This window comes from Acetatifactor muris, from assembly GCF_024623325.1.
In the GTDB taxonomy this organism is placed as follows: Bacteria; Bacillota; Clostridia; order Lachnospirales; family Lachnospiraceae; genus Acetatifactor; species Acetatifactor muris.
Genome location: NZ_JANJZD010000021.1, coordinates 1 through 24979 on the forward strand (window position 1 = coordinate 1; position 24979 = coordinate 24979).

General features: G+C 45.3%; 27 protein-coding genes. All 27 read right to left on the reverse strand.

Translation table 11 applies throughout. From position 1 onward, the window contains the following. Positions 1–104: 104 nt before the first annotated feature. Entirely contained in the window at positions 105–497 is a 393-nt protein-coding gene (locus NSB25_RS18460) for a thioester domain-containing protein (protein ID WP_257479294.1), read from the reverse strand. 233 nt (positions 498–730) lie between these two features. Next, positions 731–1645, reverse strand: a complete 915-nt coding sequence (locus NSB25_RS18465) for a ParB/RepB/Spo0J family partition protein (protein ID WP_120479955.1) — start codon at positions 1643–1645, stop codon at positions 731–733. Then, positions 1623–2444 carry a ParA family protein gene (locus NSB25_RS18470; RefSeq protein ID WP_103242827.1) on the reverse strand — a complete coding sequence of 274 codons (822 nt, stop codon included), beginning with the start codon at positions 2442–2444 and terminating at the stop codon, positions 1623–1625. The genes NSB25_RS18465 and NSB25_RS18470 overlap by 23 nt, the downstream gene beginning before the upstream one ends. 672 nt (positions 2445–3116) lie before the next feature. After that, positions 3117–4730 (reverse strand): recombinase family protein, encoded by a 1614-nt coding sequence (locus NSB25_RS18475; RefSeq protein ID WP_103241207.1) that lies wholly within the window; start codon positions 4728–4730, stop codon positions 3117–3119. Between the two features lie 159 nt (positions 4731–4889). Then, positions 4890–5075: a hypothetical protein gene (locus NSB25_RS18480; protein ID WP_103241208.1), complete on the reverse strand. Its 186-nt coding sequence runs from the start codon at positions 5073–5075 to the stop codon at positions 4890–4892. Between the two features lie 66 nt (positions 5076–5141). Continuing rightward, positions 5142–5519 (reverse strand): type II toxin-antitoxin system PemK/MazF family toxin, encoded by a 378-nt coding sequence (locus NSB25_RS18485; RefSeq protein WP_103241209.1) that lies wholly within the window; start codon positions 5517–5519, stop codon positions 5142–5144. 529 nt (positions 5520–6048) lie between these two features. Continuing rightward, positions 6049–6525, reverse strand: coding sequence for an RNA polymerase sigma factor (locus tag NSB25_RS18490; RefSeq protein ID WP_103241210.1), 477 nt, complete (start codon positions 6523–6525; stop codon positions 6049–6051). A 581-nt stretch (positions 6526–7106) separates the two neighbouring features. Continuing rightward, positions 7107–7403 carry a hypothetical protein gene (locus NSB25_RS18495; RefSeq protein WP_242982546.1) on the reverse strand — a complete coding sequence of 99 codons (297 nt, stop codon included), beginning with the start codon at positions 7401–7403 and terminating at the stop codon, positions 7107–7109. Then, positions 7393–7647, reverse strand: coding sequence for a hypothetical protein (locus NSB25_RS18500; RefSeq protein WP_242982547.1), 255 nt, complete (start codon positions 7645–7647; stop codon positions 7393–7395). The genes NSB25_RS18495 and NSB25_RS18500 overlap by 11 nt, the downstream gene beginning before the upstream one ends. Before the next feature lie 11 nt (positions 7648–7658). Continuing rightward, positions 7659–8042 (reverse strand): helix-turn-helix domain-containing protein, encoded by a 384-nt coding sequence (locus NSB25_RS18505; RefSeq protein WP_242982548.1) that lies wholly within the window; start codon positions 8040–8042, stop codon positions 7659–7661. Between the two features lie 325 nt (positions 8043–8367). Continuing rightward, complete coding sequence (locus tag NSB25_RS18510; protein ID WP_120472275.1) at positions 8368–9366, reverse strand: hypothetical protein; 999 nt, start codon at positions 9364–9366, stop codon at positions 8368–8370. 90 nt (positions 9367–9456) lie between these two features. Further along, complete coding sequence (locus NSB25_RS18515) at positions 9457–9924, reverse strand: VanZ family protein (RefSeq protein ID WP_172455206.1); 468 nt, start codon at positions 9922–9924, stop codon at positions 9457–9459. A gap of 126 nt (positions 9925–10050) precedes the next feature. Further along, on the reverse strand, positions 10051–10245 hold the full coding sequence (locus NSB25_RS18520) for a hypothetical protein (RefSeq protein WP_103241213.1): 195 nt from the start codon (positions 10243–10245) through the stop codon (positions 10051–10053). 98 nt (positions 10246–10343) lie between these two features. Further along, the gene (locus tag NSB25_RS18525) at positions 10344–11303 is read right to left on the reverse strand and encodes a hypothetical protein (protein WP_103241214.1); all 960 of its coding nucleotides are present in this window, start codon (positions 11301–11303) and stop codon (positions 10344–10346) included. Between the two features lie 189 nt (positions 11304–11492). Beyond that, a complete protein-coding gene (locus NSB25_RS18530; protein WP_103241215.1) occupies positions 11493–12275 on the reverse strand; it encodes a hypothetical protein in 783 nt (260 codons plus the stop codon). A gap of 22 nt (positions 12276–12297) precedes the next feature. Continuing rightward, positions 12298–12843: a DUF3879 family protein gene (locus tag NSB25_RS18535; protein WP_103241216.1), complete on the reverse strand. Its 546-nt coding sequence runs from the start codon at positions 12841–12843 to the stop codon at positions 12298–12300. Positions 12844–12857: 14 nt separating this feature from the next. Continuing rightward, a complete protein-coding gene (locus NSB25_RS18540; protein ID WP_103241217.1) occupies positions 12858–13604 on the reverse strand; it encodes a DUF6033 family protein in 747 nt (248 codons plus the stop codon). A gap of 58 nt (positions 13605–13662) precedes the next feature. Continuing rightward, positions 13663–14898, reverse strand: a complete 1236-nt coding sequence (locus NSB25_RS18545) for a M56 family metallopeptidase (protein ID WP_103241218.1) — start codon at positions 14896–14898, stop codon at positions 13663–13665. Then, positions 14891–15316, reverse strand: a complete 426-nt coding sequence (locus NSB25_RS18550; RefSeq protein ID WP_103241219.1) for a BlaI/MecI/CopY family transcriptional regulator — start codon at positions 15314–15316, stop codon at positions 14891–14893. The genes NSB25_RS18545 and NSB25_RS18550 overlap by 8 nt, the downstream gene beginning before the upstream one ends. Positions 15317–15563: 247 nt before the next feature. Continuing rightward, positions 15564–16430 carry a metallophosphoesterase gene (locus NSB25_RS18555; protein ID WP_103241220.1) on the reverse strand — a complete coding sequence of 289 codons (867 nt, stop codon included), beginning with the start codon at positions 16428–16430 and terminating at the stop codon, positions 15564–15566. Positions 16431–16469: 39 nt separating this feature from the next. Then, positions 16470–16679, reverse strand: a complete 210-nt coding sequence (locus tag NSB25_RS18560) for a hypothetical protein (protein ID WP_103241221.1) — start codon at positions 16677–16679, stop codon at positions 16470–16472. A gap of 15 nt (positions 16680–16694) precedes the next feature. After that, positions 16695–18467, reverse strand: coding sequence for an FtsX-like permease family protein (locus NSB25_RS18565; protein WP_172455207.1), 1773 nt, complete (start codon positions 18465–18467; stop codon positions 16695–16697). A gap of 184 nt (positions 18468–18651) precedes the next feature. Next, entirely contained in the window at positions 18652–19434 is a 783-nt protein-coding gene (locus tag NSB25_RS18570) for an ABC transporter ATP-binding protein (RefSeq protein ID WP_103241223.1), read from the reverse strand. 118 nt (positions 19435–19552) lie between these two features. Then, positions 19553–20593 carry a sensor histidine kinase gene (locus tag NSB25_RS18575; protein WP_120468819.1) on the reverse strand — a complete coding sequence of 347 codons (1041 nt, stop codon included), beginning with the start codon at positions 20591–20593 and terminating at the stop codon, positions 19553–19555. After that, positions 20544–21221: a response regulator transcription factor gene (locus tag NSB25_RS18580; protein WP_103241225.1), complete on the reverse strand. Its 678-nt coding sequence runs from the start codon at positions 21219–21221 to the stop codon at positions 20544–20546. The genes NSB25_RS18575 and NSB25_RS18580 overlap by 50 nt, the downstream gene beginning before the upstream one ends. A gap of 744 nt (positions 21222–21965) precedes the next feature. Continuing rightward, a complete protein-coding gene (locus tag NSB25_RS18585) occupies positions 21966–22772 on the reverse strand; it encodes a hypothetical protein (RefSeq protein WP_103241226.1) in 807 nt (268 codons plus the stop codon). Positions 22773–23057: 285 nt separating this feature from the next. Continuing rightward, positions 23058–24950, reverse strand: coding sequence for a lysozyme family protein (locus tag NSB25_RS18590; RefSeq protein WP_103241227.1), 1893 nt, complete (start codon positions 24948–24950; stop codon positions 23058–23060). Positions 24951–24979 lie beyond the last annotated feature (29 nt).

Genomic DNA, 24979 nt, shown 5'->3' on the forward strand with positions numbered 1-24979 from the left:
TTCACTGCCTGTACTTTGTATTCATGGTCGTATTGCCTGTTTTCTGCCATTTTTGTTCACTCCTTATTCTCTTGATTATATCTCAAATCCTTGAGAATGGGCTGTCAACTTTTTTTATACCACATCAAACCGTACAGAAGCGCAAGGTTCACGGCGTCCCTCTGGCTCCCGCTTAAGGCGTTCCATGTTTCGGACGCATTTGCCTGCAATGTGTTCCCGGTATGCAGCGACACGCCCGGCTGGATACAGAAGGCAGGCTCCCCGTCCGCATAGATACGGGTTCTTGCCTCCCCCGCCTCTCCGCATACCCTCCCGTCGTGGGTGACGGTCTGCTGGTAACGGATGGCGTTGCCTGCCCCGTCATGGCAGTACGCAAAGGTAATCTTCGCTGTTTGGGACGCCGCCGACACATTCATGGACGGAAGCACGGAAACAATGGATGCCGCCGCAATCATCAGGGCAAGCCCTCTTTTCAATCTTTCTTTTAACTTCTTCAATCTACTTACCTCCATTTTATTTTTTGGCATAAAAAAATCCCTGCAATGTGCAGGGTTAGTAAACTGTTGGTTCTGTTGTGCCAGCCAGAAAAAGGATAGCCACCGGCTCCTTATTGTTTTTTCGGCTGGTATTCGGCTGGTAACAAAAAAGGGGTAGGGTGTGGGAAGGGGGAAACGGTGAAAAAGGCTATCCGCAAAAGGGCATAGTTGCCCCACGGTGGAAAGCCTCAATGTTACCGTTCCCTGTCCTTGCCCCGCTCCCGTTTCCGGTACAGCTCCAATGCCTTTACAATCGTATCTTCCATCTGTTTCGCAGGCGTCCCCGGTGAAAAATATTTACTGATACGCTCTTTTGGCATACGAAACTGTTCCTTCTGGTTCCCCTTTTCCTCTGATAAAATAGAGAGGATGACGTCCTCATTCAGCCTCCCCTCGTCTGCAAATTTACGCATTTTAATTGCCTGCGCATGGCTCGGTGTACAGTCCTCTAACTGCATGGTGTCAAGCAGGACTGTCTGTTGCTCTTTCGGCAGGTAAGACAACTCTACCGCTGGACGTATGGCGATTTTACCACTGTCAACCATATCCAATATCGGTGTGATTAGCTCGGTTAAACGGATATATCGCTGAATTTGGGTATTGCTGTCTGGTGATTTTTCTGCCAAAAGCTCTCTTGACGTTTTTCCCAACTTCTGTCCCAGTGGGACAGAAGTTAAATCAGTACGCTGTCCCTGCCTATTCATAGCCGCTAATTTCATCTTGTAGGCAAACGCTTTTTCTGACGGTAGTATCTGCTCCCTTTGCAGGTTGGAATCTACCATAATTATAATGGCTTCATCATCTGTGAGGTTACGGACAATGCACGGTATCTCCTTTTTTTCTGCAAGCTCGCTTGCCATTTTACGCCTGTGTCCAGCTATCATTTCATAACCGCCCTCCGGCTTTTCCCGGACAAGGGCAGGCACCAGAACGCCATACTGCTTTACGCTCTCCGCCATATCCGCCATGCTTTCGTCCATCTTCACCTTAAACGGGTGGTTGGGAAAATCGCTGATTTCCTCTAATGGGATTTCCCTGACGGATTCCCGGCTTTCGTTGTCCCGTTCCTCCTGCGTGCTGAACAGGTCAGCGGCTGAGGGAAGCGGCATTTTTATCTCTTTCGCCACTGCGTATCACCTCCCTCGTAAATGCTCCATAAGCCTTTGCCGCCGCACCGTTCCTGTCATAGCTGTAAATACTCTGCCCTGCGGCGCTGGTTTCCGCCGCTTTCACCGCAACGGGGATGACCGTCTGGTACACTTTGATTACCCTCCCATAATTCTGCCTTAGATTGTCGGCTGTGGCACGGGCAAGGTTCGTCCGCATATCTGCCAGCGTCAATAACACGCCATCTACCTTTAGTCCGGGGTTAATCTGCCTCTGTACCTTTCCTATGGTTTTCATAAGCTGTGTCATTCCCTTTAAAGGCAGATAATGCGCCTGCACCGGGACAATCACGCTGTCCGCCGCCGCAAGCGCATTGATGGTGAGCATACCCAGACTCGGCATACAGTCAATCAGGATATAGTCATAATCCTTTTTCAACCCGCTAAGATAGGATTTCATGGTGAACTCCCTGCTCATGGCGTTTACAAGCATGATTTCCATGCCTGACAGCTCGATATTCGCCGGAATCAGGTCTACACCCTCGTCATGGTGTAAAATCCCTTCGCCCACTTCCATCGGTTCGTCACGGATAATCTTTTCCATCTGCGTTGCCAGCGTGACAGAAAGATTGTCCTGGTCTGCCCAACCCAAAGAGGTTGTCAAATCCCCCTGCGGATCAGCGTCCACAAGCAGCACCCTCTTTCCCTCGTTTGCAAGCCCTATCCCTAAGTTTACGGCAGTCGTGGTCTTGCCCGTTCCGCCTTTCTGGTTTGCAAGGGCGATTACCTTACATTTAGACATCACGGTTTACCTCCTTTCCTGAAAAATTTAATAGCCACTCTGCATAATACAGAATGGCTATGTATGGGTTTTGGGCAATAAAAAAACCGACTGATTCTCGTTTTGAAAATCAATCGGCTATGTAACAGAAAAAATATTTTCTATAATCAACTGACAAATATCAGTCTTATAATATGTTATGTGGGGAAAACAAAAACCCCATACAGATATGTATGAGGTCTTGACGGATAGCACGAACAATTTCTGTGCATCCCGTAGATATGTATTGATAAGTATTTGTTTTCGGTTCACAATCGCATTGCGCATGGAACCTTGCTTTTTTATTTTTAAAATGAAATGATTGATAACAAAAAATCCTGCAAACGCTGATGTTTACAGGACTTTTCAAACTCCCCGAGTTGGGCTCGAACCAACAACCCCACGGTTAACAGCCGTGTGCTCTACCAACGGGTGCGCTCGCACACCGATAAGAGTGGGAGAAATATTCTTTCTCAATGTCGTTCTCACGACTTGTTTATGTTATCATGATTTCGTAACTTTTGCAAGCAGTTTTTTGATTTTTGGGAAATTTTGTGTATTGTGCTTTCCATATCAACTTGCATTTTGTATATATGCAACAAGGATACACTCATAATGCCTCTGCTCAATGAAAAGCACACTTTTATATCATCATCAAGCTGTAACCTGACTGCTGTTTTTCGATTTCCACTCTGAACAAAACTGCTGGTAGGTAACATTCATGTGCATGATAATGTTATAATCTTTCCCCAGCTCAATCCGGTCGAACAACTGGCAGGCAATCATTTTTTTCTGCTCTAAGTCCGCCGTGTCAAATTCCTCTGCCCAGCTCTTAAAGCGGCGGTAGGCTGGCAGGATGGCTTCTACCATCTCTTTCTTCTGGTTCATATCGCTGTCCAGCTTTTCCAGACGTTCTTCACTGTCTGCAATTCTTATCTTTACCACATTGATTGCCTCTTTCAAATCTTCCGGTGAATATAGGCTTTCTCCCAACAGTGTTTTTCCAATCTCACGCTGCAAGACTTCCAACTGCTTTTTATCTTTGTCCAGTTCAAACACGGTTTTCCGTCTGCTGGCGGTATGTGCCGCCTGCTGTTTTTTCAGGATTTCCTTGTACTTTTCTTCTTCCGGCGCACCGTCCATGCCCTCAAATACCTGACGCATAATCTGGCTGACTGTTTCATCAACCTTTGCGGCAATGTAGTTTGTCTGCCCATCGCACTCACAAAGTTTGTTCGCCTTGTGGTAACAGCGGTACTTCAATACATCTTTCAGATATTCGCTCCCGTCCTTACGGAAATAATGGTCTTTATGGTGGGTGGTGGTTATCCTCCCGCCACAATGCTGGCAGAAGATATTGCCGGACAACATCGCCTCACCCTTTGTCCGTATGGCAAGCTGGCGTTTTTCTTCATCGACTTGCGCCCGCTGTTTCAGAATCTCGTCAATCCTTACTGCTTCTTCGTCACTGATAATCCTTAATCGCTGCAATGCTTCCGAAGTTTCGCCCTCACTGGTACAACCCCTCGGAAGTGACGCTGACAGTATCCGCAGAATCGACTTGCTGGTAAATTTTTTCCCGTTGGCTGTCTTATATCCCTGGTCGTTCAGGAAATGCGCCATGACATAACTGCCTGTGCCGTTGTTGATTGTCTTTTCAACAATTTTCCGGTACACTACATACTGCTCAAGGTCGATTTCATATTTCTTCAGCTCCTGCCCTTTCCGGTTTTTCATCCCACTCGGCACGATCCGGTATCCATAGGGCAATGCCCCGCCCGTATATAGTCCGTCTAATTTCAACTGCTGGATTCTGGTCTTGATTCGGATGGAAGTCTTTTCGCTCTCGCCGGACGCCTGCCAGAACCGGATATAATTTGTCAGCTTGTCAACGTGCGTTTCAAATCTCTGCTCGCCTTCTTTCACGCTCCACACTTCAACGCCCGCTGTCTTGACAAACCATTCTACAATAAATGGTGTTTCGTCATCAATTCGTCCGATACGGTCAAACATGAACACCAGCAGCACGTCAAATTCCTTGTTCAGTGCCGCTTCCTGCAAATCAATGATTGCGTCACGGTTCTTGGCGGACACCTTAAAGCCGGAGACGCCTTTTTCCTCATATTCTTTTACGATTTCCCAATCCTGCCTGTATTTTACAAATTCCTTGCAGGCTCCCCGCTGCATGGGGATGTCGTTGTCATGGTTCTCGCTGATGTTTACCTGCTTCTTTGTGGAAACTCTGTATAAAGTGTAAACTCTTTTCATTGGCTATATCCTCCCGTAATAAAAATTTCATACGGGATGCACTATATGGAATTTTCAAGGTTCGCTGGCGGCTATCCGCCTGTGCCATTATTATAGGAAGGAACTCTTTCAACCGCAAATGTGCGATTTTGAAATTTATAGTGTCACCCGCAAGGCTTGTCACCTGCAAGGAAGCTCTAAGCCAATCATATCCATCAGTTCATTCTGCACCCGCTCATCATATGCTTTTGATAAAATAGACTGTATCTTATCCATTACCCCGTCCACTGGCTTTGCCGAAAAAGACAAAGTAATCTGGCAGCCGTTTATCTCCTTTTCCATCCTCTGCTGTTCTGCTGACCTCATAATATGCCTCCTTTCCCTCCCTATGTAGCGCAGGGGCAGACAATTCCTGCCCGCCCTGCCGCTTTTTCAAGGTCGCTGTCCGGCTTCACTGCCAACACACAGCTCAAGGCTTACAGCAAGGCAGCGGTCTACCTGTTCCATATCTGCCCGGTTCAGCCGCCCGATATATTCCTGCAAACGCTTTTTATCAATCGTCCGTAACTGCTCCAGAAGCACAAGGGATTCTTCTTTCAGCCCTGCGTATGATTTCACCTTATGGTGTGTGGGCAAATCAGGCTTTTCGCTGATCTTTCCTGACATTGCCGCCACAATCACGGTAGGGCTGTGGTAATTCCCGGTATTGTTCTGGATAATGAGAACAGGGCGGTATCCGCCCTGCTCTGAACCTACCACGGGGTTTAAGTCTGCATAATACATCTCTCCCCGGTATATTCTGCCTAACATATTTTTTATCCTCCACAAATCTATAAGTAATGCCTATTTGTCCCCGACACCCCGGCATATTGCGTTATGAAACACAAGGGAAGTCACCAAACGACTGGCTGCTGGCCAGTTCCACGGGATTCGCACCCCTCCGGGGATCGCCCGGAGCCGCCCTCATTTGTTGCGACGCTTCTAACGCTCGACTTGTGACTGGACGGGAGTATCATTGTCCCTGCTGCCTGTTATCGCCCTATCAGTAGCAAACTGGTAGTTATAGCCCGGTATTTCCCGCTCCTTAGATGGGGATAGGACAGCCGCAAACCATTTTCTTTCTGTCTGTGCGATTCCGCTGCTTTTATCCCCATCCAGCTCATGGCGTACCTGCTAACGTGGCTTACGCTCATCACGATAACAACAGGAATGTGCTTGGTGAATGGGTATGAAATTTTCATGGTACAAACCCATTCACCGCAAAACGGAAAACAGGCAAGGGATTTTTTATCTCCCTCACCTGTTTCCTCACTTAAACGCAAAAAGTAGCTACCTGATTTTAAATTTTTTTCAATTCTTTTTTCAGACGTTCAACAGCAGCCTCAATGGAACGCTTGACTGGCATTTTCGTACAGCCTTCCTTTTTTGCTATCTGCTCATAGGTCATGCCCTCAAAATAATATAACTGCATCCTGCGACGCTGCATTTCCGGCAATGTTTTCATTGCTGTATGTAATGCCTCAATCTGAATCTTTTTCAGCACGACTTCTTCTATGCTCTCCGGCTTTTCTACTGCCCTCACATTCAAAGTCGCTTCCCATACCTCGGACTGCTCAATATGCCTGTCCACTACGTTGAGATACACCAGATCATCTAATTCAAATGAATCAAACGTGTCATACAATGCCCTGCTGATTTCCAGTTTATGTAAAGCTCCTTGTCCGTCTTTAAATGAAATGTAATAATGCTTGTCCTTTTCGTATATATTATAAGGATTATACTTATCCTTTCTTCTTTTTGGGCGGTTACCCTCCATATTCCTTTCCTCCAATCTGAATTTTTTGTTAAAAATCCAGATTGGCAGGCGGTGAGCGGCAGCCGATACCCAAAACAGCCTTACAGCGTGTTCTTACAAAAAACGACAAAAGAAAAACCGCAGAGGCTGTCACACCTCTACGGTTTGTGGAGAATTTAATTTTATTATGTTGATTTTTGGCTTCTATTTTTAAATCATAAAGCTCCCATGTGCTGACGGGGATTTTTATTATCAGATAATCCACCCAGCCCCAGTAAAGCATATGAAAATAAAAGCTACTACTTACAAACAAAAAATGCCTCCAAACTCAAAACGGGTTTGAAGGGAAATCTATGCTTCTGCTATTTAGGCGTGCCAAATCACACCCACCAAAGACGCCGTTTTTTTTATTTGGTGGGCTTAAAGAGATTCTATTTTTTCATTTCCGACTGTAACTGCCTTCTATATAAATGGAATATTTCATCTTCCAGCTTTGCAAAGCCGCTTAAAAGGGTTACAATGGCTGCATTCACCTCCAGTATGGTTGTCATATCTTTTTATCATGAATGGCGCATTTTCAGGTTTCCAAATTCTATATCCACCTATGCCCTCGCATCAAATCCGCCCTGCATTTCCATTCCGGCAACACCAGCATTTATCTCCTGCCTTGCCGCCCGGAACGCATCATAGTAGGCGGCCTTCAAAGTCCCGTGTACCTGCGTCTCCGCTTTCGATTCCTTCTCATGCCAGCCCACGCCCGTCGTGTAGGTCAGTATCTCGTCACCGTTTCCGTCATATACATGGATGGCAGAACCCGTATCTTCCGGCTGGAACTTGACTTCATACGGCTCCCCGAACAGGAGGCGCAGCCACCCCTCGTCCGCCTCACTAATCTTCAATACCTTCCTCAACCTTGTCAAGAATATATGATGTAAATTTACCCTCCACACTATCACTCGGGAAATCCTCTTCCAGTTCTTTACGTTCCTCCTCAAAATTTTGCCGTACTTCTTCTTGTTCTTCGGGTGTCATGTCGTCCCAATTCTTGTTATTAGCATAAACACAGCCACTCATTGTTATAGCAATCATGCTAAACATAAGAATAATAAGAAACAACTTTGAAATCCTGCCTGTTCGCTCCATAATTTTTCCTCCTAAATTCCTAATCGTGAAAGCAAGCCTAATGCAGTAATAAATAGCACTGTAACTATTGCTGTTGCCGCTATTATGGCAATTATGCCTATTGCTTTTTTGTATTCTTGGCTCAATTCCTTCTTTTCCGGCACTGGAACAGATACTTTTTCAGTACCTAACAGAATATAATCTGCACTTACATGGTAAATTTCTGTTAGTTTAATGATATTGTCAATTTCCGGCTTTCCCTGTCCACTTTCCCATTTGGAAATTGCCTGCCTGGAAAGTCCTAACATCTCGGCAACTTGCTCCTGTGAATAGCCTTCTTTCTTACGCAGCTCTTGGAGCCTTTCCGATATGTCCATGTTCATCACCTCCATTTGCATATTTTCCATTATGTCCATGTTAATTACCTCCTTGTGAACATAATAGAATAATTTGTTAGTTGCATACCACCAACAGCTATTTAATTGGTGTCAACTAATCGTTGCAGTTACGAAAATTTGCGTTGCATTAGGATTTATGGAACGAATTTTCTTGATGAATCCAGCCAGGTCTTCCTGGGACAGCTTCCATTCCTTTTGGGATGATGTCTTTCCCGTCTTGTGGCTGTATGTCTGATAGCTTTTTGCTATTCCTGCTATATCCATTTCGAATCTTGTTTGAGAAATTTACCATTATCACTTAGCCAAAAAACAGAAAAGAAACAATGCATTCTATATATTTTACCTATTCTAAATATGATAAGATATATTTTGCTATCTCCTCTGACACTTGATAATGTGTTATAGAATCTCCCCGATCACTATATTCACCCGGAATTATTTCCTCAATATAGTAATTACCATCGCTTTTATAAAGTATCTGGGTATCCATTTCTTTTAACTCTTTTTCATTACTATGCCTTGATAACATAAATCTGACAATTTGGCATTCAACTTCTTCTGGATTTGGTGCATCATCTGCATATTCCCACTGATCCAAAGCCAACCCGTTAAGATATTGCGCTATTTCAGAAATATCGTCTATTTCATTCAGCAACGTGTTTTTGTCTGCTCCGTAAAACTGTATCTTCTGCTCTTTAGAAGTCTTGCGTAGTTCCTCTTCTGTAAAGGATGTTTCACCTATATAATATCGGGCATTCTCTATATCATCTGTTTTTTCAATATCACTTTCAATATCACTATTTGGCACATAAAAATCAAGTCCCCACCCATCCAGTATATCCTTCGCTGTTATATTCTTATTTAGGTCTAAGTCTTCCGGCGCATTAAGAAACTGTCCCGCCTTTTCTGATATTCTGGCTATTGCTTCTATTTCCTGATTATAATCTCGTATAATATATTCACCTTTCTGTGAAATATAAAATTCTAAGGTACTCTTATTAACTAACTGTTTTCCATCCTGTAAAAATATAGGTTCATCAATTACCTCATATGATATATAGCTATATACCAGGTCTATATCTTCAGGCAGCTGTTCCATATCATTCCAGGATTCAATATCCAGTTGTTTTACGAACCTTTCTATTTCTTTATTATTGTCAATGATACCAATCGTCTCACCAGAAGCTGTAATAATTTCAGTAAATTGTTTTTTTTCTTCATTGTTACTGAAATACGCTCCATCTGCATCTGAAACATTGCTTTTAGCTGTCTTATCCCCACAACCAACGAGACTAAACATACCTACTGTCAATATAAAGACTAACATGATACATTTTTTCATACTTCCTCTCCACCCTTTCATTTTATCAAAGCCACTCCTGCTCCCCCGATTTTCCCAAAATCCATAACAGTTTTTACAATGCAGTATCGTTCATAGCCCTTTCTCTCTTACACAAAAACGTTTAATGACCAAAAACATCAAATACCCGCAAACAATTCCTATCATATTAAGAATAATATCATCAACATCAAAAGTACCAAGTTTAGTAAGGAATTGAAAAATCTCTATTAACAGTATCGAAGCTAGGCCAGTAAAGAAAACACTTATCGTTGAACTGAATTTTTTGTATGCAATAGGCAAAAGAAAGCCAAACGGGATAAATGGAATTATATTTCCCAATAAGTTTTTTAATGCCCACCACTGGGTAATGTACTTGATCTGAGTGGACATACTCCTGAATGGAATAAGATTATAGTTTATTGAACCTTGCATTGAATAGGTACTAATCCTATCAGTTAATTCATAAAATGAACCTTTGAACTTAACAACGACAAAGACCAACAATAAGGCAATATACACCCACCAAATTATTTTTAGTATTTTGTCTTGTTTTCTCATTATGAACCTCCCATACATACATTTTGATTAACAAAATTTTCTGCTCCCCGATTCACCTATCTGCCTGAACGTTGGGGATGCCTGCCCTGCCTTGTCAGGCTGTGGCTTATTGGGGATATGCTACTGTTAGTCTTTTGCATACTGTGTTTTCATTTTCCCAAAAATCGCGCCTATCACCGCTCCGAAAGCACTTCCCATGAAAAGAACAATTAACAAATGCTCAAGAAGTAAAATGCTAAACATTCCTCCAGCAAATGTTCCGTAAGCTATACCCCAGCCAACATAATAAGACACTTTATCTTTTTTGTTGCCTCTTTTCATAATGCCTCCTTCTCCAAAAACATGAAGCTACTCCCTCTCCCCAATTTCCCCGATCTGCCGGAAAACCGGGGATGCCTGTCCTGTCAGGCTGTGGCTTATCAGTTATTCAGATACCCCTGCTTTTCTTCTTCATCAGACCATATGCGGTCATACCAGCTGCCAATGTTGTTAAACACATCCTGCCATGTGGCGAACTTCTGCATTTCTTCAATGCTGCCCCTGTTGTTTTGCAGCCAAACGAAAACCGCCTTATAGGTATTTTCCGAAAACAGGACGCTCCAGTTGTTCTTATAATCTGTATTGTCATTATAGGACATCCCGTTAAAGCCCATAGAGACAATGCCATCCTTCGTATGCGGCGCCAGCCCCTTTATCTCCAGATCAGCCCATATGTATGCGGCGTTCTTATCGTGGATCAGGTTGGGATATTTATTGAAGTAGGTCTCCGCAAGGGTCTCATACCTTTCCCTGTCTGCCTCGCTCTGCAAAAGGACTTTTCCCCAACGGCCTTCCTCGCCATCCCACACAAGATACTGTATGCCAGTGCCGGAATGGGTCTTTAATATGAAACCGGACAGTTCCTCCGTTTCCAGCGTTTCCACGCCCATGACATCCTGCAGGGCGTCTTTCAGCTCGCCGTCCAATACCATAGCATCATAGCTCATGGTTCCATGCTCCGAGATCAGGAACTGCTTTCCTGTCTGGCTGTCCTGCCTGACCTTGATGTCAGAATAGTCAAAAGCGTCTATCCTTTCTCCCTGTTTATTGTAAATATCGAAACACCCCGCCTCGTTGTCCGGCACAATCCTGTAATTCTCGGATTCGTATGTTTCATAGGCAGGCTTCACATTGCGTACCCCGGATGCCGCCGATGCACGGTACGCATCCAGCACCGAAGTCTGCCCCGCCGCCCTCATGCTGTTTCTGATGGGAGAACTGCTCCCTGCCGCATCTGCATCCGCCATCCTGCCCGCGAAGCCCGTTCCCGAACCATTCCTCTGTGCCTTTCCCATATCACGCCATGCGGGATATCCCGCCCCTATTCCGTTTATGCTCATGATTCAAATCCCCAATTATTTTTATTATTGCGGCCCCTCTGTCATTCAGCACCGCACCCTCTCCCTCGTAATAAGTCCGAGCGGTTCATTGCCTTAAATACACTCCCCCTCGCCTCCGGGCAGACCGCAGAGGCAAAGCCTTATGCGCCTCTGCGGAATAGGGTGTAAAAATTATATGTGTATATCCAATTACGCCTCTTTATGAATGCCAAACATACCATTCAGCATGGATAACACTTTCTCCATGCTGCTTTCCTTGGAACCGGAAGTCTTGTAGGCATCCCTCCATTCCTGCGCCAGCCTTTTCATTTTCGTTCCGGCTGTTTCCGGGGCATCTCCATCTGTCTCCTGCGGCTTTTTAGAGACATTCGTGGAAAGCCCCTTCCCTCCCTCAGTTCTGAGCCTCTGAAACTCGCCCTCTATCATTTCTTTGGTATCCGCTCTGTCCGCTATCTTCTGGAATGCCCGGTCAAGCTCACTTAATTCTTCTTCCATTGTCATTTTACGGAAACCCGTTTCTGAATTTTCATCCTCCACATAACGCTCCCTTGTGCCGTTCTGGTAGCCCCGCACGATTTCATCATAAAGGTTGCCATACGCCCTGACGGAATCCTCCATCTGGTCTGCAATGGCGTATGCGCTTCCTGTCCTCTGCCCTTTCAGCTTTTCCAATTCTCCGGCCAGTTCACCGCCATAGGCGTTTGCGGCCAGTGCGCTTGCCGTCTGTTTTGCCTGCCTTATAACGCTCTCCTTATTCCCTTTTGCAATAACTCTGCCCGATGTCCCTTTTTCACGGGTCTGTTTCCGATAGCTCTCAATGCCTTCCTGCGAAATGGAAACCTTCACCGCATTGTCCGCCTTCGGTTGCAGCGCATCCTTTTCCTTCTCCTGCGGACTGGCCACTCTGCTATTCTGATACCATCCGCTTGCTGCACCCGCCTGGCTTATATTTCCCTCTATATTTACTGACATATCAAATCCTCCATTTCCAAATTTACGCCCTGAAATCCACTCCGCCGAGCGTCCCATCAAGCTGGTCTAAAATACTGGTGTCAAAAGCGTCCCCCGGTTTCCATCCCGGATTGTTCTGTTTTACCAATGCCTCCAAACGGCTTCCATAATCCCCTGCCATTCTGTCCAATGTCCACGAAGCAGAACTGCGCTGTTTTGAAGGAAGAGTGTTTAAATACTTATTGATGACATCGTTTCTCCTGGTTCCTTCCGGTATGCTCTTTCCATTGGTGCTGATAAAATCCTGTTTTACCACCTCTGCCAGTTCTGCCTTTACTTCATCTGACACAGACACAATTTTTTTCCAGTCACTTCTCCCCGATATACATCTGTCCGCCTGCTCTTTTGACATCCAGGGAATACCGTTCTCATCATAGTATAAATTGCTGTGCTTATGCTTTACCCCTCCGCTGATAGCAGCACCCATCTGGCTAGATGTACTTGTTTTATTTCCATTCTTCTGCGAAAACAGCCTGTTCATCAGGGAATATCCCGAAAACCATTTCATATTGTTACTGTTGATATTCATATCCTCGCCTCCTCTTATATCTTCAAATCCAGATTCGCACCAACCTGCGGCTGATCTTTCACAGTGGTTTTGCCCGCATCCTCTTCCTGGACAGCTTCGATAATTGTTTTCATATCTGTGTCATTCAGATAAATCGTGCCATCTTTGGAAGCAGACATTTTTTCTTCTAAAAGCTGCTCTGCTTTATTCGGAGTTGCTGTTCCATCTTCCTGTCCAGTCCGCTTTTCTTCCAGTTTTTCCTGAAACTCTTTCTGTTTTTCTGCCGCTTTTTCTCTTGTTTTTTCAATATGTTTTTCAATATTCTCCCGCGATTTCTCACTAAGTTTTTTATAGAAGGTATTATCATGCTCATAATAGGCGATATGTGAGTAATTTCCATTTTCATCCACATACCAATGGCTAAATTTTGTTTTAGATCCCTTGGCTTTCATATACCCATCTACAAATTTCTGTGCATTTTCAATATCCTTCAACCGCTGTGTATATTCCTTTGCCTTCTCCGGGTCATTCTGCATCTTCTCCAGCAATTTAGGGTTTACAGCCAGTGTATTGACTTTGTTATCTCTGGCCATTGACAGGCCGCTCCCAACCTCAAGCGTCATATACGGAACCTGCTTTTGCAATTTGCTTAAATAATCTGATGTGCTTTCCGTATTGTTAGTTTTAACCGGTTCCGATGTCTTCTCTGCCCTTTTCTTTGTGTTGTCCGCCATGCCCTGTGCCGCATAGCTGCTGTAATTGCTTGTAATCTCCATTGCCATAATTTTGTCCTCCTTGATATAAAATTTATTTGAAATCCATTTCGTTTCCATGCTACGCCTATAACAATTTAAGCAGTTCCATATACCAGCTATCCCGTATGCCTTCATAGGGAATCTGTACTATACTGCCTCTTGAACCTCTTTCATATATACAAGTTTCCGCTGCACCAGCTAAACCCGGCAGTTTATAAAATCCGCCAAAAACAATCCATATTTCTCCGTCTGCATCATTTTCTTCTAAAAAATTCTCAAAGGCATCTCGCTCAACATAAACATACCTGTCATCATATGAAATTATTTCTCTAAGTTTTTCGGTATCGTAAGAAACTATTCCGGGTTCTCCGTCATAATTTCCAACCATGATATCTTTACTTTCATTGCACCGTGCATAGGAATGGGTATGTACCGCCAGCAGCATAACCACAATTATCAGAGAAACTATGGCTACCATGCCCATGCACAGTTTTTTCCGGTATGGGCGGAAACCTGCAATCTCGCCCATCCGCCTTTTCATGTCTGCAAATTCCTTTTCCCCGGCATAGGTGACGGCGGGCGGCGTACCCTCTGTCCCAGAGCGCAGCAGTTTCAGGGTTTTCAGCAGCACCATGCCATATTCATGCGCCGGCTTCCCGCTGCTCTGTATGCACACCCTGTCGCAAATATCCTCCAAATCCGCCCGGAACTGTTTCTGGCAGATTGTCAGCAACGGGTTCACCCATAAGAGGCACCGCAGGATATCCCATGCAAGCCCAAACCATAAATGCCCCAATCGGATATGCGTCCGCTCATGCTGTACAACAGCTTTTAATTCATCCTGGCTGTAACTCCCCCATACCACTTTAGGAATGACAATCTTTGGTTTCAGCAGCCCAACTGTAAACGGCGTCACATTCATGTCTGTAATCCTGACCTGCATATTATCCAGAGAAATCTTTTCCATCCCGGCAACCGACTTCCGGAGGCGCAGCCGCTTTCCGAATATACAGACAGCAGCTATAAGGATGCCCGCCATATAAATGCGGTCAGCCCACAGGCAGGTCATGGTTCCATGCGTTATCCGGCCTGTTATTCTCACCACTGCCTTATTCTCATAAAACAGCTTCAACTTTCCAAGAAACGGGATGAGCAGGAAGGATGACCATAACAGCCCCCTTATGAATGTCCGTCTTGAAAAAAGCATCTTCCGGAGCAGCATCACCAGTCCGAGCAGCAAAAAGGAAAAAGCCGCACACCGCACAAGCTGGGTGGCATAATATGCCGCACAGAAATCCAAAAGGCTGCCCCAGTCAGGCATGGGGTTCACCCTCTTTATCCGTGGATTCTGTCCCCCGCTCCTTGCTTTTCTCCAGAATCTCCTCCAGCTCTTTTATCTGCTCATCCGTCAGTGCGAAGCTCTGCAAAAGCGCCGCCATTGCATTTGTCCCGCTGCCGGAAAAATAGCTGTCCACAAACTTCCTGCTTTTCTCCTTTACACATTCCTCCCTTGACCTCTGCACATAATAGTGGTAAACCCTTGAATCATGCTCATCCACCGTGTATCCGAGGATGTCCTTCTGGTTCAGGCGGTTCATCAGCACCCGCACCATCCTCATCGACATATCCACATTCCCCTGCATCCTCTTGTAGACCTCGGAGGATGTCAAAGGCTCCCCGCACGCCCACAGGACTTCCATGATCTGCCATTCACTCGGTGTAATCTCTTCCTTTGCCATACCGCTTCCTTCCTTTCGATATATATTGTCAATTTATATATCGGTCAATTACCGTTAATTATTAAGAGACGTTGACGTTTTTGCATGATATAGGGGAAACGCAAACCGCCGTGTAAGCATATTACCTCTAAGTTCCCAACTTTCCAAGTGATTTCCATTATCAGGCCGCCCGGCCTGCCTGCGGAAAAGGCAGACCGCCGCATATGGCGGGTGAAGTCCATAGTGCGGCGGTTTGTCTTTTGTAGTATTATCTGGCATTAAGTTCCACCAAAACAATCTCCGGGCGGTTATTGAAGCGGAATGGTATAATACTGTTTCCAATGCCACGGCTGACCACCATGCTTGTGCTGCCGTCTGTATATAGTCCGGCATCATATTGAGGAAACAATCCCTGATTGGGGGCAACCAACCCACTGATAAACGGCAGCCGGAACTGGCCGCCATGCGCATGGCCTGCAAAGACCAGATCAATGCCGCAGTTTACATACGTTTCAAACAGTTCTGGCCTATGTGAGAGCAAAATGGTATACCCTCCTTCGCCGTCATCCAGATTTTTCAATTTCGTACTAACCATAGCAGAGGTTTCACCAAACATACCTCCCTTGACCGTAAAATCCGGATCACCCAATCCAAGCAGTGTTATGGTTTCCCCATTCCGCTCTAAGGAAACGGCTTCATCCTCCAGCACGATAACCCCCGCTTCTTCAAGCCCGGCTTTCAAAGTATCATATTGCGGGCTTGCTGCTTCATGGTTTCCCGTCGCATAATAGGTCGGGGCAATCCTGACGGATTCCTGCGCAAAGCCTAACGCTATCCCTACATCCGTGTGATTGGCATCTATGAGGTCGCCAGTTATCGCGATGATATCCGGCCGACTCTCGGATAGCAGTTTTAACAGTTCTGTATTGTTTTTTCCAAATTCACTATTATGCAGGTCTGATACCTGTGCTATCCGAAAGCCAGAAAATGCGGCAGGAATGTGGCTGCTTGAGATTGAAATTGTACTCACCATCAATGCTTTATTGCCCCATACCGTCCAAATAAGCAGAATAAAAAATATTGTGCCTATTACACATAACATTATCCGTGTCTTTTTAATCAGCGTTTTTCTCATTTTTCCACACCATTCATCAGATGCCTGCACCCCCCTCAATCAAAACGCTAAATTGTTAATAATACTTATGGCGATAATCCCAATGCCAAACAAAATAAACAAAATTCCCGGTATGCGCAGATACCATTTGTAATGATCAGGCATTTCCTGCTTTTTCATCAGCCACCAGTACGGCTTATACAAGATAATCATAAGCAAACCACCAATAATGCAGATAACAGCAAAAATAATTCCAAAATTAAAACTCATATTTGCTCCTTTCCATCAGCGCATCACTATTTTGCAATAGGTTTTTGCGGTACTAAAATACATTACCATATAGATAAAGGCAAACAACAAGGATATTGTACCCGCACAGAGCAGAAGCACCAGAACATTTGTCAGTCCAAACACGGCAATCAGCATGGCGACTGCATAAAGTGAAACAGCCAGATGGATAACCGCAATAAGCAGCGGTAAGAAAAACATAGTCCGGATTTCTTTGTGGACTATGGCTGACACTTCATTCCGGTCAAGCCCTACTTTCTGCATGACTTCAAAATTATATCTGTCACTGTACCCCTCTGTGATCTGCTTATAATAAATAACCAGAGCCAGAAAAATCATAAACAGCAGGCTGAGCAGCAGACCGATAAACAGAAAACCTCCATAGGTAAAATTATCACTCTGCCTTTTTGTTTCCGCATTTTCATATTTTGCCCCGGCATAACTTGAACCCAACTGATTTTGTAAAGCGGCATTAAAATCAGTTTCCTGCCCGCCCTCCGCATCAAACATCATGTTGTATGTCTGACTGAATTTATTTTCAGCGGGTGACAGTTCAGCAAGGATATTGCCTATGTCTTTCTGCATCGGGCAGATAATATAATAATGTGTTTCAGAGGACAGCACGCTTTTACTTTGTATAGCAAGCTCCGATAACTCAGCTTTTACCCGATACTTCAAACTGTCAAAACTAATTTCCGAAACTCCTAAATCCTTTGAGGAAGAAAATACAAAAACCTCATCCGCTTCAAGCGGTTCTGCCCCTTCCTCCATGCGGCTGTAATCCTCCCATGTAATCAGATAAATGCCGCAGGTCATATCCGGCGGGTATATATCAGGCTGATAGACAGAAATGGTATTGTCTTTATAAACACCGCTGATATAGGTAACATTGTAGTCAGCTTCCCGGCTTATCTCCATATCATACTGCTCCGCTGTTTTGTGGACAAACTGCGGCAAAGCTGGCTGTCCGTCAGCTATGTCAGAAACAGAAATTTTTGTTTCCATAGGAAAACGGAAAGAGATCATTTCTTTCTGTCCCACATACAGCGCCAGCGTAGTGGTGGCAATGACCATAACAACCGTACTTAAAATACAGATATTTGACAGCCCCTTTGCATTCTGTTTCAGCCGGTAAATAAGACCGGAAACAGAAATAAAGTTCTCTGGTTTATAATAGTAGCTGTCATTCTTTTTCAGAGCTTGCAAAAGAACGACAGAGCAGGATGAGAAGAAAAACAATGTTCCCACCAAAATCAACAATGCAATAGGAAAAACACGCCCGATTATATCAATAGGAGATGGAGTGGTAAGGATCAGCGCATATGCACCCCCAATACATAAAATTCCTAAAAAGGCTTTTAACCCCACAAAAGGATGGTAATTATCCCCTTTATGGGCAGCATACAACAGTTCGACAGGTTTCGCTTTCATAACAGAAAACAGGTTGTAAAACAAGATGAAAACACCGATCACAATAAAACAAATACCTGTCTGCACAAGTGCTTCCGTTAAAAATTGGAATGTAAGCCCACTGTCTAAGTGCAGCAATTTCAGCAAAACAAGGAAAAAGAGTTTTCCCAAAACGATACCCAAAACAATACCCGCCACAAGTCCGGCAGTTGTGAGCAACATGCTTTCAAGTATAAGTACCTTTGCAATATGCTTCTTTTCCAAGCCAAAGATTGTATATAACCCCAGTTCCTTTTTTCGCTGCCGTATGAGCAGTCCGTTTGTGTATAAGAGAAATACTCCCGCAAATATTCCTGTCATAACAACCCCCACTTTAAGAAACTGAACAAATATATAGCTTCCGGGAAGTGTAGCAATGATTGTCTGGTTTTGGATGGAAGCCATACAAAAGAAAATCATTACGGACAGGATATTTGTCAAAAAGAACGGGTAATATACGGGCTTATTCTTTTTAACATTAGATAATGCAAGCCGGATATAAAAGTTACGCATCTAATCCCTCCTTCTGTAACAGGATTTTCAGGTTGTCAGATATCTTCTCCTGAAATGCCTCATTATCCATATCCCCACGATATAGCTGGTTAAAAAGCCTCCCGTCACGGATGAACAGAACCCGCCCCGCATAACAGGCGGTCTTGACGCTATGTGTCACAACAAGGATGGTCTGCCCTGTTCTGTGTATATCCGTAAACAACTTCATAACCTGTGCTGAAGAATGGGAGTCTAATGCCCCTGTAGGCTCATCAGCAAGCACTATTTTGGGGGCAGTGATCAAAGCACGGGCAATAGCCACCCTCTGCTTCTGGCCGCCCGATACCTCATACGGGTACTTTTCTAAAATATCAGAAATTTTAAGCTGCGCTGCCAACGGTTCTATCCGGCTTTCCATCTGCTCCTTCGGGGTATTGGAAAGCACAAGGGGCAGGTAGATATTATCCCGCAGGGAGAAGTTATCCAGCAGGTTAAAATCCTGAAAGACAAACCCTAAATTTTCGCGCCTAAACCGTGAGATATTGCTGTCCCTGATCTGGGTAATGTCCTTTCCGTCAAGCAGGATTTTCCCCTCGGTAGGACGGTCTAACACTGCTAAAAGGTTGAGCAGCGTTGTCTTTCCGGAGCCGCTCTCTCCCATGACAGCAATAAACTCGCCCCGTTCTACGCCAAGCGAAACATCTTTCAGTGCTTCCACCTGGCTACCGCCAAACCTGCAGCTGTATATTTTCCGCAGGTGCTCCACCATTAGTAAAGTTGTGTTTTTATCATTCATGTGTATGTTCCTTTCTGTATTTGGGCTTTACACATAAGATTATAAAAAAAGCAGGAACCGTCTGCCATAGATTAAGGTGACATTTCCCGCTTGAACCTTACATCACTTGTAAGGAAAGTCAATCTGCAGCGGCAAAATCATCCCCCGGCAGATTGATTGTTACTGTTGTCCCGATATTTACCTGTGACGAAATAGAAAGAGTCAGCCCTAACAGGTGCGAAACCTTTTTGCACATATACAAGCCGCAACCCGTGGATTTCTGGTGAATATGCCCGTTAAAACCTGTATAGCCCTTTTCAAACAGGCGCGGCAGATCCTCGGCGGCTATCCCCATTCCGGTATCACTGACACATATCTGTAATGGGGCAGGCTGATATATTGCAATGGTGCCCCGCTCCGTATATTTCGCGGCATTTGAAACCAACTGCTCCAATATGAACAACAGCCATTTCCTGTCTGTAAGGACTTCTGCCTCCAAATCATGCAAGTCTATTTTCAGCCTCTTTGCGATCAGAATAACAGAATGTTTCCTGACTGCTTCCTGAGCCACAGTCAGAAGCTTTACCTGTTCTAAACACAGATCGGAATATTGATTTTCCAACTGCAGGTACTTGAGCGCCATATCTGCATACCGTGATACCTGCAGCAGCTCCGCTTTCCATTTAGATGGTGTGGTGTCGCCCGTCTGCAGCATCAGATCCATAGAATAAATGGGTGTCTTTATCTGGTGCGTCCAGAGAGTATAATAATCATCCCTTTCTGCATTTATTTCCCGCCACCTGGTCCGTTCATTCTGCCATGCCTGCAGAGCCTCTTTGATTACTCGCTGATAGTCTTGTTCTAAAAGCGTTTCAGCCACCCACAGATCAGGCATAACCGGATTTTCCATCTGCCCGATATCTTGCAGCCGCCTACATTTCTGGTATATGCGGTGCATATCCCAAAAGGCGAAAGGCAGCACAAACAGGATGAGTAGAAATGACGTGTATAAAATCGGCTCCATGCGTACATCATAAAGGAAATATAAAAAGAAATTGCACAAAATCAGCCCGCAAAACACAACAATCACCTTATATTTTTCCTTCAGATACTGAATCAGAAAATGCCTTTTATCCAATCTGGTAGCCCATGCCTTTCCGGGTGACAATAAAATCTTCAAGACCAATCCCCCTCAATTTGTTTCGTACCCTCGTTATATTGACTGTAAGAGTGTTATCATCAACAAAAGTATTGTCATTCCACAATGCCTGCATAAGTTCATCACGGGATACATTTTTACCGCTATGGGCCATAAGTTCTTTCAAGATAATGAAATCATTGCGTGATAATTCCAACACGCTCCCATTGTATTGCAGTTTTGCATTATCCAAGTCTAACACCACATCACCGCAGGCAACTACATTCATTGCGCCTTGAAAATCATAGGCACGCCGCAACAGGGAATTGATTTTTGCAAGCAGGAAATTAAGGTCAAATGGCTTTACTACAAAATCATCACCACCCATGTTCATGGCTAAAATCATATTCAGATTGTCGTTGATGGATGAAATAAAGATAATCGGAACCTTGGAAATCTTTCTTATTTCTTCGCACCAATGATATCCGTTATAATGCGGAAGTGTTATGTCCAATAAAACAATCTCCGGCTTGTACATGATAAACTGGTCTGTCACCTGCCCGAAGTCTTTCAGATATTCACATTGAAAACCCCATGCACTTAAAAAATTACTGATTGATTGCGCTGCATTTAGGTCATCTTCTATAATCAAAACTTTATACTGTGTCATAATCCTTCCTCCTACACTTTTTTCAATTATAACACATACTATCCTTTTACTCCATCTCCCTGAACGTGCCAGCCATCCCACCCACAAGGCTCCACTGGTGCTGCATATAGGATTTCAGATTTTCTGTACTTTGCCGATATGCCTCACAAGCTATTGATGGGTTTCATTCTTTTCTAATACTTCGGCAGAATACCGTTTCCTCTAAAGCAATAGCATCCATTGAATTATACCAAAAAAATTATCTATTTTTTACCCGATGGTACGAAACGACTATTTTCCGGGCGTGGAAAGTAAAAAAGAGCCATTGAACAGCCCTTTTTCTTATATTGTCTTTTTTTCCATTCACTTTTTACCACTTTACCCACATATGAATACGGAAACCCTTATATTATCACGAAAACTCCCAGCAAGTTTCTGTGTTTGTATAAGGATTTTGCCTGCGAGTATCGACTTTTGCGTGATAGTACGGAGTTTTGCCTGTTAGTATCCGAGTTTCCGTGATGATAACCGACTTTTTCCTACGAGTATATACTATCAGGCAAAAGAACCCAAGAACAACCGTTCGCACCCTCGCTAATGTAAAAATGCCCCTAAAAGCACACGGAAATAATGTAACTTTGAAAGCTATGTGGTGCCGAAAGTGCGGTGTTTACGGGTTTTGTAGGCTTTCCGTGTCTGTATCTGCCGGAAACTAAGACACCACCCCATGCCAGCTTTATTGCTCCCATTTTTGATGAAATAAAATCAAAATTCTTCCTCCTCTGGCTCAAAATATTCTAACAGTGAGAGATACAATTCTTCCGGACGGTCTGACAGGTAATCATTATAACTACACATATCCTGCTCTGTATGGTTCGTGTATTCCACCTGCACCCGCCATGACGGACTGCCCTCCGGTTCTTTTGGGGGCTGAATTTCCAGTCTGTCCTCCAAATCTTCCATGAAAAAGCCTTCTTCCCCCTCAAGAAACGGGTCATAATCTTCCTCATCAGGGTTCAGGCAATAATCCTGCTCCCACATAAAAATTTCCAGTGTATGCACGATGTACCGCAGCAGCTTCGCCATCTGCCCGCCCTCCAGCGTGACAGACTGCCCCTCACCCTCTGCTTGAAAATCCGTCATGGTAAGCACACGGCTTTTCCGGTCAATGGTAAAACGGCGGTCAGCCATTTCCATATCTCCGTACCCATCGTAAACCTCCGTATGCACTTCAAAAGATAATGTATTGATGACAAGCTGCTTTTTCATGGCATTTCGCTCTGCATGGGGAAAGCAGGCATTGAAAACCTCCCGTGCCGTTTCCGCCACTTCCGGGCATTCGTCCTTCATTTTAGCTTTCAGCCATTTCTTCTCACTTTCCGAAAGCCGCCGCATAGGAAAATTCATCAATCGGTTCGTATCCATTGCCGCCGCTTTCTCCGCAGCACTTAAACGGGAACAGGCTTTGCAGATATGGGCTGCGTGGCCTTTCCCGGAAAATTTCTCATTTGCCTTGTATTCACCACATATTTTACAGTAATGCCCATGCGGGCGGTTTTTCTTTTTTGACATCGCAGATTCCTCCATCCCTGCACCTATTATACAATGAACAGCCAAAACTTCAAAGATGGCTGTGTTCTGTTTTAGATATTACTTATGCCAGATATATTCATCTGACTGAATCAAACAAAAACAGACTTCCCCTGCCCATAAACAGAACGGGCAAGGAAAGCCTGTTTTTTGTTATACTCTGCTTCTGTCATTCAAGCCATGCAAATAAATATTGATGCGGGGAAACGCCTTTTTCGCAGCTCCTTTCCCCATCTTTTGCATGGGCATTTCTTCTGCCCTGTGCCACTAATAGCATGGCACACCGTATCCGTATATGGAATCACTGCCCATGCTGTAACTTCTCCTGGCACAAATATCGCCGCTGTTGCCTTCTACGGTATTCACAACGCCATTCGTCACGCTCTCCACAATCCCCACATGGTCGATTGTCCCGTCATTCCCCCAATCAAAGAATATTATATCCCCCGCTGCCGGGACATAGCTTGCGTCCCGAAACTGCCCACGGGCATCAAACCAGTCCACACCATCCGAACATAAGGAGAATTTCGGTATCACACCGCTTTCCAGATAACCACACTGCTCCGCACACCACGACACAAAGCAGGCGCACCATTCCACCCTGCTGTCAAACCCGTACCAGCTCCAGTAGGTGTCACCGCTGTTGCCTTCCTGCGTCAAAGCCACCTGCACGATTGCCTGGCTCCCGGTTCCGGTGGGGATTCTGCCGAAAATATAATACCGGAGTACATGGGGGACGTACTGCTTATCCCCGTAACTGCTCCAGCCCATCCGTTCCGCCATCATATCGGAAAATTCTGCGGCATTGGCGGCGGTGTATCCTCCATAGTTGCCTTGTGCCCATGCGATATAGCCATTCCCGAAGTTGTATCCCTGCAACGCCAGCCTGATATGCTCCATGTCCACCGGATTCTCCACCCCTGCGCTTTGCAGGCAGTCTTTTAATGCCTGAACGCCGCACTCAATAGAATATTCCGGATCGGTGATTCCATTCGGCTCTCTTGGGTATCTGGTGTTATAGCCGCTCTCGGAGCTTTGCATGGGATCGCTGCCCTGCCCGTCGCTTTCCTGCATCATCACCGCCTTAATCAGCTCCACATATTCCTCAATGCCATACTGTTTCGCATAAATGCGGATGACCGGCTCATAGGCTTCCACCTCCGCACTGACCGGGCTTACCGTGCTGGAATTGCCGCCGCCCACCATGCAGAGGATTCCGCCGAACAGAAGGACGATAATCAGAATCAGGACGGCCACCCATCCCCCTGCAGCAATGGCGCTTACCAGTGCTTTTGTCCCGGCTATGATTGCTTTTACTGCGCTTGCTGTGGCTTTTGCCGCTGCCCTCACTGCCTGTTCCGCCGCCCTTGCCGCCTGCCTTGCTGCCCGTGCTGTTTTTTCCGCTGTCTTTACGGACGCTTTCGCCGCTGCTTTTGCGGTCTTTGCCGCCTCCTTTGTGGTTTTTACGGTTTTCCCTGCGGTCTGCTCGGCGGTTTTTACGGATTTTGCGGCAGATTTGATTGTCCCTTTCCCGGTATTCTTCACCGCCTGCCCCGTTTTCCCTGCGGTCTTGACCGTTTTTTCGCCCCGGTCTATGGTCTTGATGGTCTGCTTGGGAAGCTCCCGGATTTGTGCCGCCTGCTGTTTGGCATTTTGCTGTGAGATTCTCTGCTGTGACGCCCTCTGCATGGCTCTCTGTCCTGCGGCTTTCTTCTGCGCTGCCTGTTTTGCCGCCTGCTCCTGCGCTTTTTTCCTCATCTGCTCTTTCGGCTGGTAAGGCTCTCCCCTGCCTGACGGTACGGAAGGCCGGGGAGATTGAGAAGGCTCCCTGTGTGTAGGACTTCTCCCCTCACGGACTGCCTCTCTGGTTGCTTTCGTTTCTTTGGAAATCCGGTGTTTTTCCTTTGCCTTATCTGCAAGCCGGCCGCCCTGCTTTCTCGCCTGATGTGCGGCTTCATGGGCGGCTCGGTCGGCTCCCCGCTCCGTTTTATCCTCGGCATATTCCGTGGGGGAAACATACCTCTTTTCCTGCGGCTGTGCCTTTTCCACGGTTTCCTTTGTGCGGACATAGGCACGTTTCACTCGTTCCATGCCCGTCACGGTCTTGTCCAGTGCCTTTACATCCTTATGGACTTGGCGTGTCTTAATTTCCTTGCTCATCGCCCGCCCTCCTTTGGGATAAACCTGCC

What these genes read in the sequence shown, in the direction of transcription:
- NSB25_RS18465 (WP_120479955.1), bottom strand. Translation starts at nt 1,645, where the DNA reads ATGCCGCTTCCCTCAGCCGCTGACCTGTTCAGCACGCAGGAGGAACGG.
- NSB25_RS18470 (WP_103242827.1), bottom strand. Translation starts at nt 2,444, where the DNA reads ATGTCTAAATGTAAGGTAATCGCCCTTGCAAACCAGAAAGGCGGAACG.
- NSB25_RS18475 (WP_103241207.1), bottom strand. Translation starts at nt 4,730, where the DNA reads ATGAAAAGAGTTTACACTTTATACAGAGTTTCCACAAAGAAGCAGGTA.
- NSB25_RS18480 (WP_103241208.1), bottom strand. Translation starts at nt 5,075, where the DNA reads ATGAGGTCAGCAGAACAGCAGAGGATGGAAAAGGAGATAAACGGCTGC.
- NSB25_RS18485 (WP_103241209.1), bottom strand. Translation starts at nt 5,519, where the DNA reads ATGTTAGGCAGAATATACCGGGGAGAGATGTATTATGCAGACTTAAAC.
- NSB25_RS18490 (WP_103241210.1), bottom strand. Translation starts at nt 6,525, where the DNA reads ATGGAGGGTAACCGCCCAAAAAGAAGAAAGGATAAGTATAATCCTTAT.
- NSB25_RS18500 (WP_242982547.1), bottom strand. Translation starts at nt 7,647, where the DNA reads ATGGAGCGAACAGGCAGGATTTCAAAGTTGTTTCTTATTATTCTTATG.
- NSB25_RS18505 (WP_242982548.1), bottom strand. Translation starts at nt 8,042, where the DNA reads ATGGACATAATGGAAAATATGCAAATGGAGGTGATGAACATGGACATA.
- NSB25_RS18510 (WP_120472275.1), bottom strand. Translation starts at nt 9,366, where the DNA reads ATGAAAAAATGTATCATGTTAGTCTTTATATTGACAGTAGGTATGTTT.
- NSB25_RS18515 (WP_172455206.1), bottom strand. Translation starts at nt 9,924, where the DNA reads ATGAGAAAACAAGACAAAATACTAAAAATAATTTGGTGGGTGTATATT.
- NSB25_RS18520 (WP_103241213.1), bottom strand. Translation starts at nt 10,245, where the DNA reads ATGAAAAGAGGCAACAAAAAAGATAAAGTGTCTTATTATGTTGGCTGG.
- NSB25_RS18525 (WP_103241214.1), bottom strand. Translation starts at nt 11,303, where the DNA reads ATGAGCATAAACGGAATAGGGGCGGGATATCCCGCATGGCGTGATATG.
- NSB25_RS18530 (WP_103241215.1), bottom strand. Translation starts at nt 12,275, where the DNA reads ATGTCAGTAAATATAGAGGGAAATATAAGCCAGGCGGGTGCAGCAAGC.
- NSB25_RS18535 (WP_103241216.1), bottom strand. Translation starts at nt 12,843, where the DNA reads ATGAATATCAACAGTAACAATATGAAATGGTTTTCGGGATATTCCCTG.
- NSB25_RS18540 (WP_103241217.1), bottom strand. Translation starts at nt 13,604, where the DNA reads ATGGCAATGGAGATTACAAGCAATTACAGCAGCTATGCGGCACAGGGC.
- NSB25_RS18545 (WP_103241218.1), bottom strand. Translation starts at nt 14,898, where the DNA reads ATGCCTGACTGGGGCAGCCTTTTGGATTTCTGTGCGGCATATTATGCC.
- NSB25_RS18550 (WP_103241219.1), bottom strand. Translation starts at nt 15,316, where the DNA reads ATGGCAAAGGAAGAGATTACACCGAGTGAATGGCAGATCATGGAAGTC.
- NSB25_RS18555 (WP_103241220.1), bottom strand. Translation starts at nt 16,430, where the DNA reads ATGAGAAAAACGCTGATTAAAAAGACACGGATAATGTTATGTGTAATA.
- NSB25_RS18560 (WP_103241221.1), bottom strand. Translation starts at nt 16,679, where the DNA reads ATGAGTTTTAATTTTGGAATTATTTTTGCTGTTATCTGCATTATTGGT.
- NSB25_RS18565 (WP_172455207.1), bottom strand. Translation starts at nt 18,467, where the DNA reads ATGACAGGAATATTTGCGGGAGTATTTCTCTTATACACAAACGGACTG.
- NSB25_RS18570 (WP_103241223.1), bottom strand. Translation starts at nt 19,434, where the DNA reads ATGAATGATAAAAACACAACTTTACTAATGGTGGAGCACCTGCGGAAA.
- NSB25_RS18580 (WP_103241225.1), bottom strand. Translation starts at nt 21,221, where the DNA reads ATGACACAGTATAAAGTTTTGATTATAGAAGATGACCTAAATGCAGCG.
- NSB25_RS18585 (WP_103241226.1), bottom strand. Translation starts at nt 22,772, where the DNA reads ATGTCAAAAAAGAAAAACCGCCCGCATGGGCATTACTGTAAAATATGT.
- NSB25_RS18590 (WP_103241227.1), bottom strand. Translation starts at nt 24,950, where the DNA reads ATGAGCAAGGAAATTAAGACACGCCAAGTCCATAAGGATGTAAAGGCA.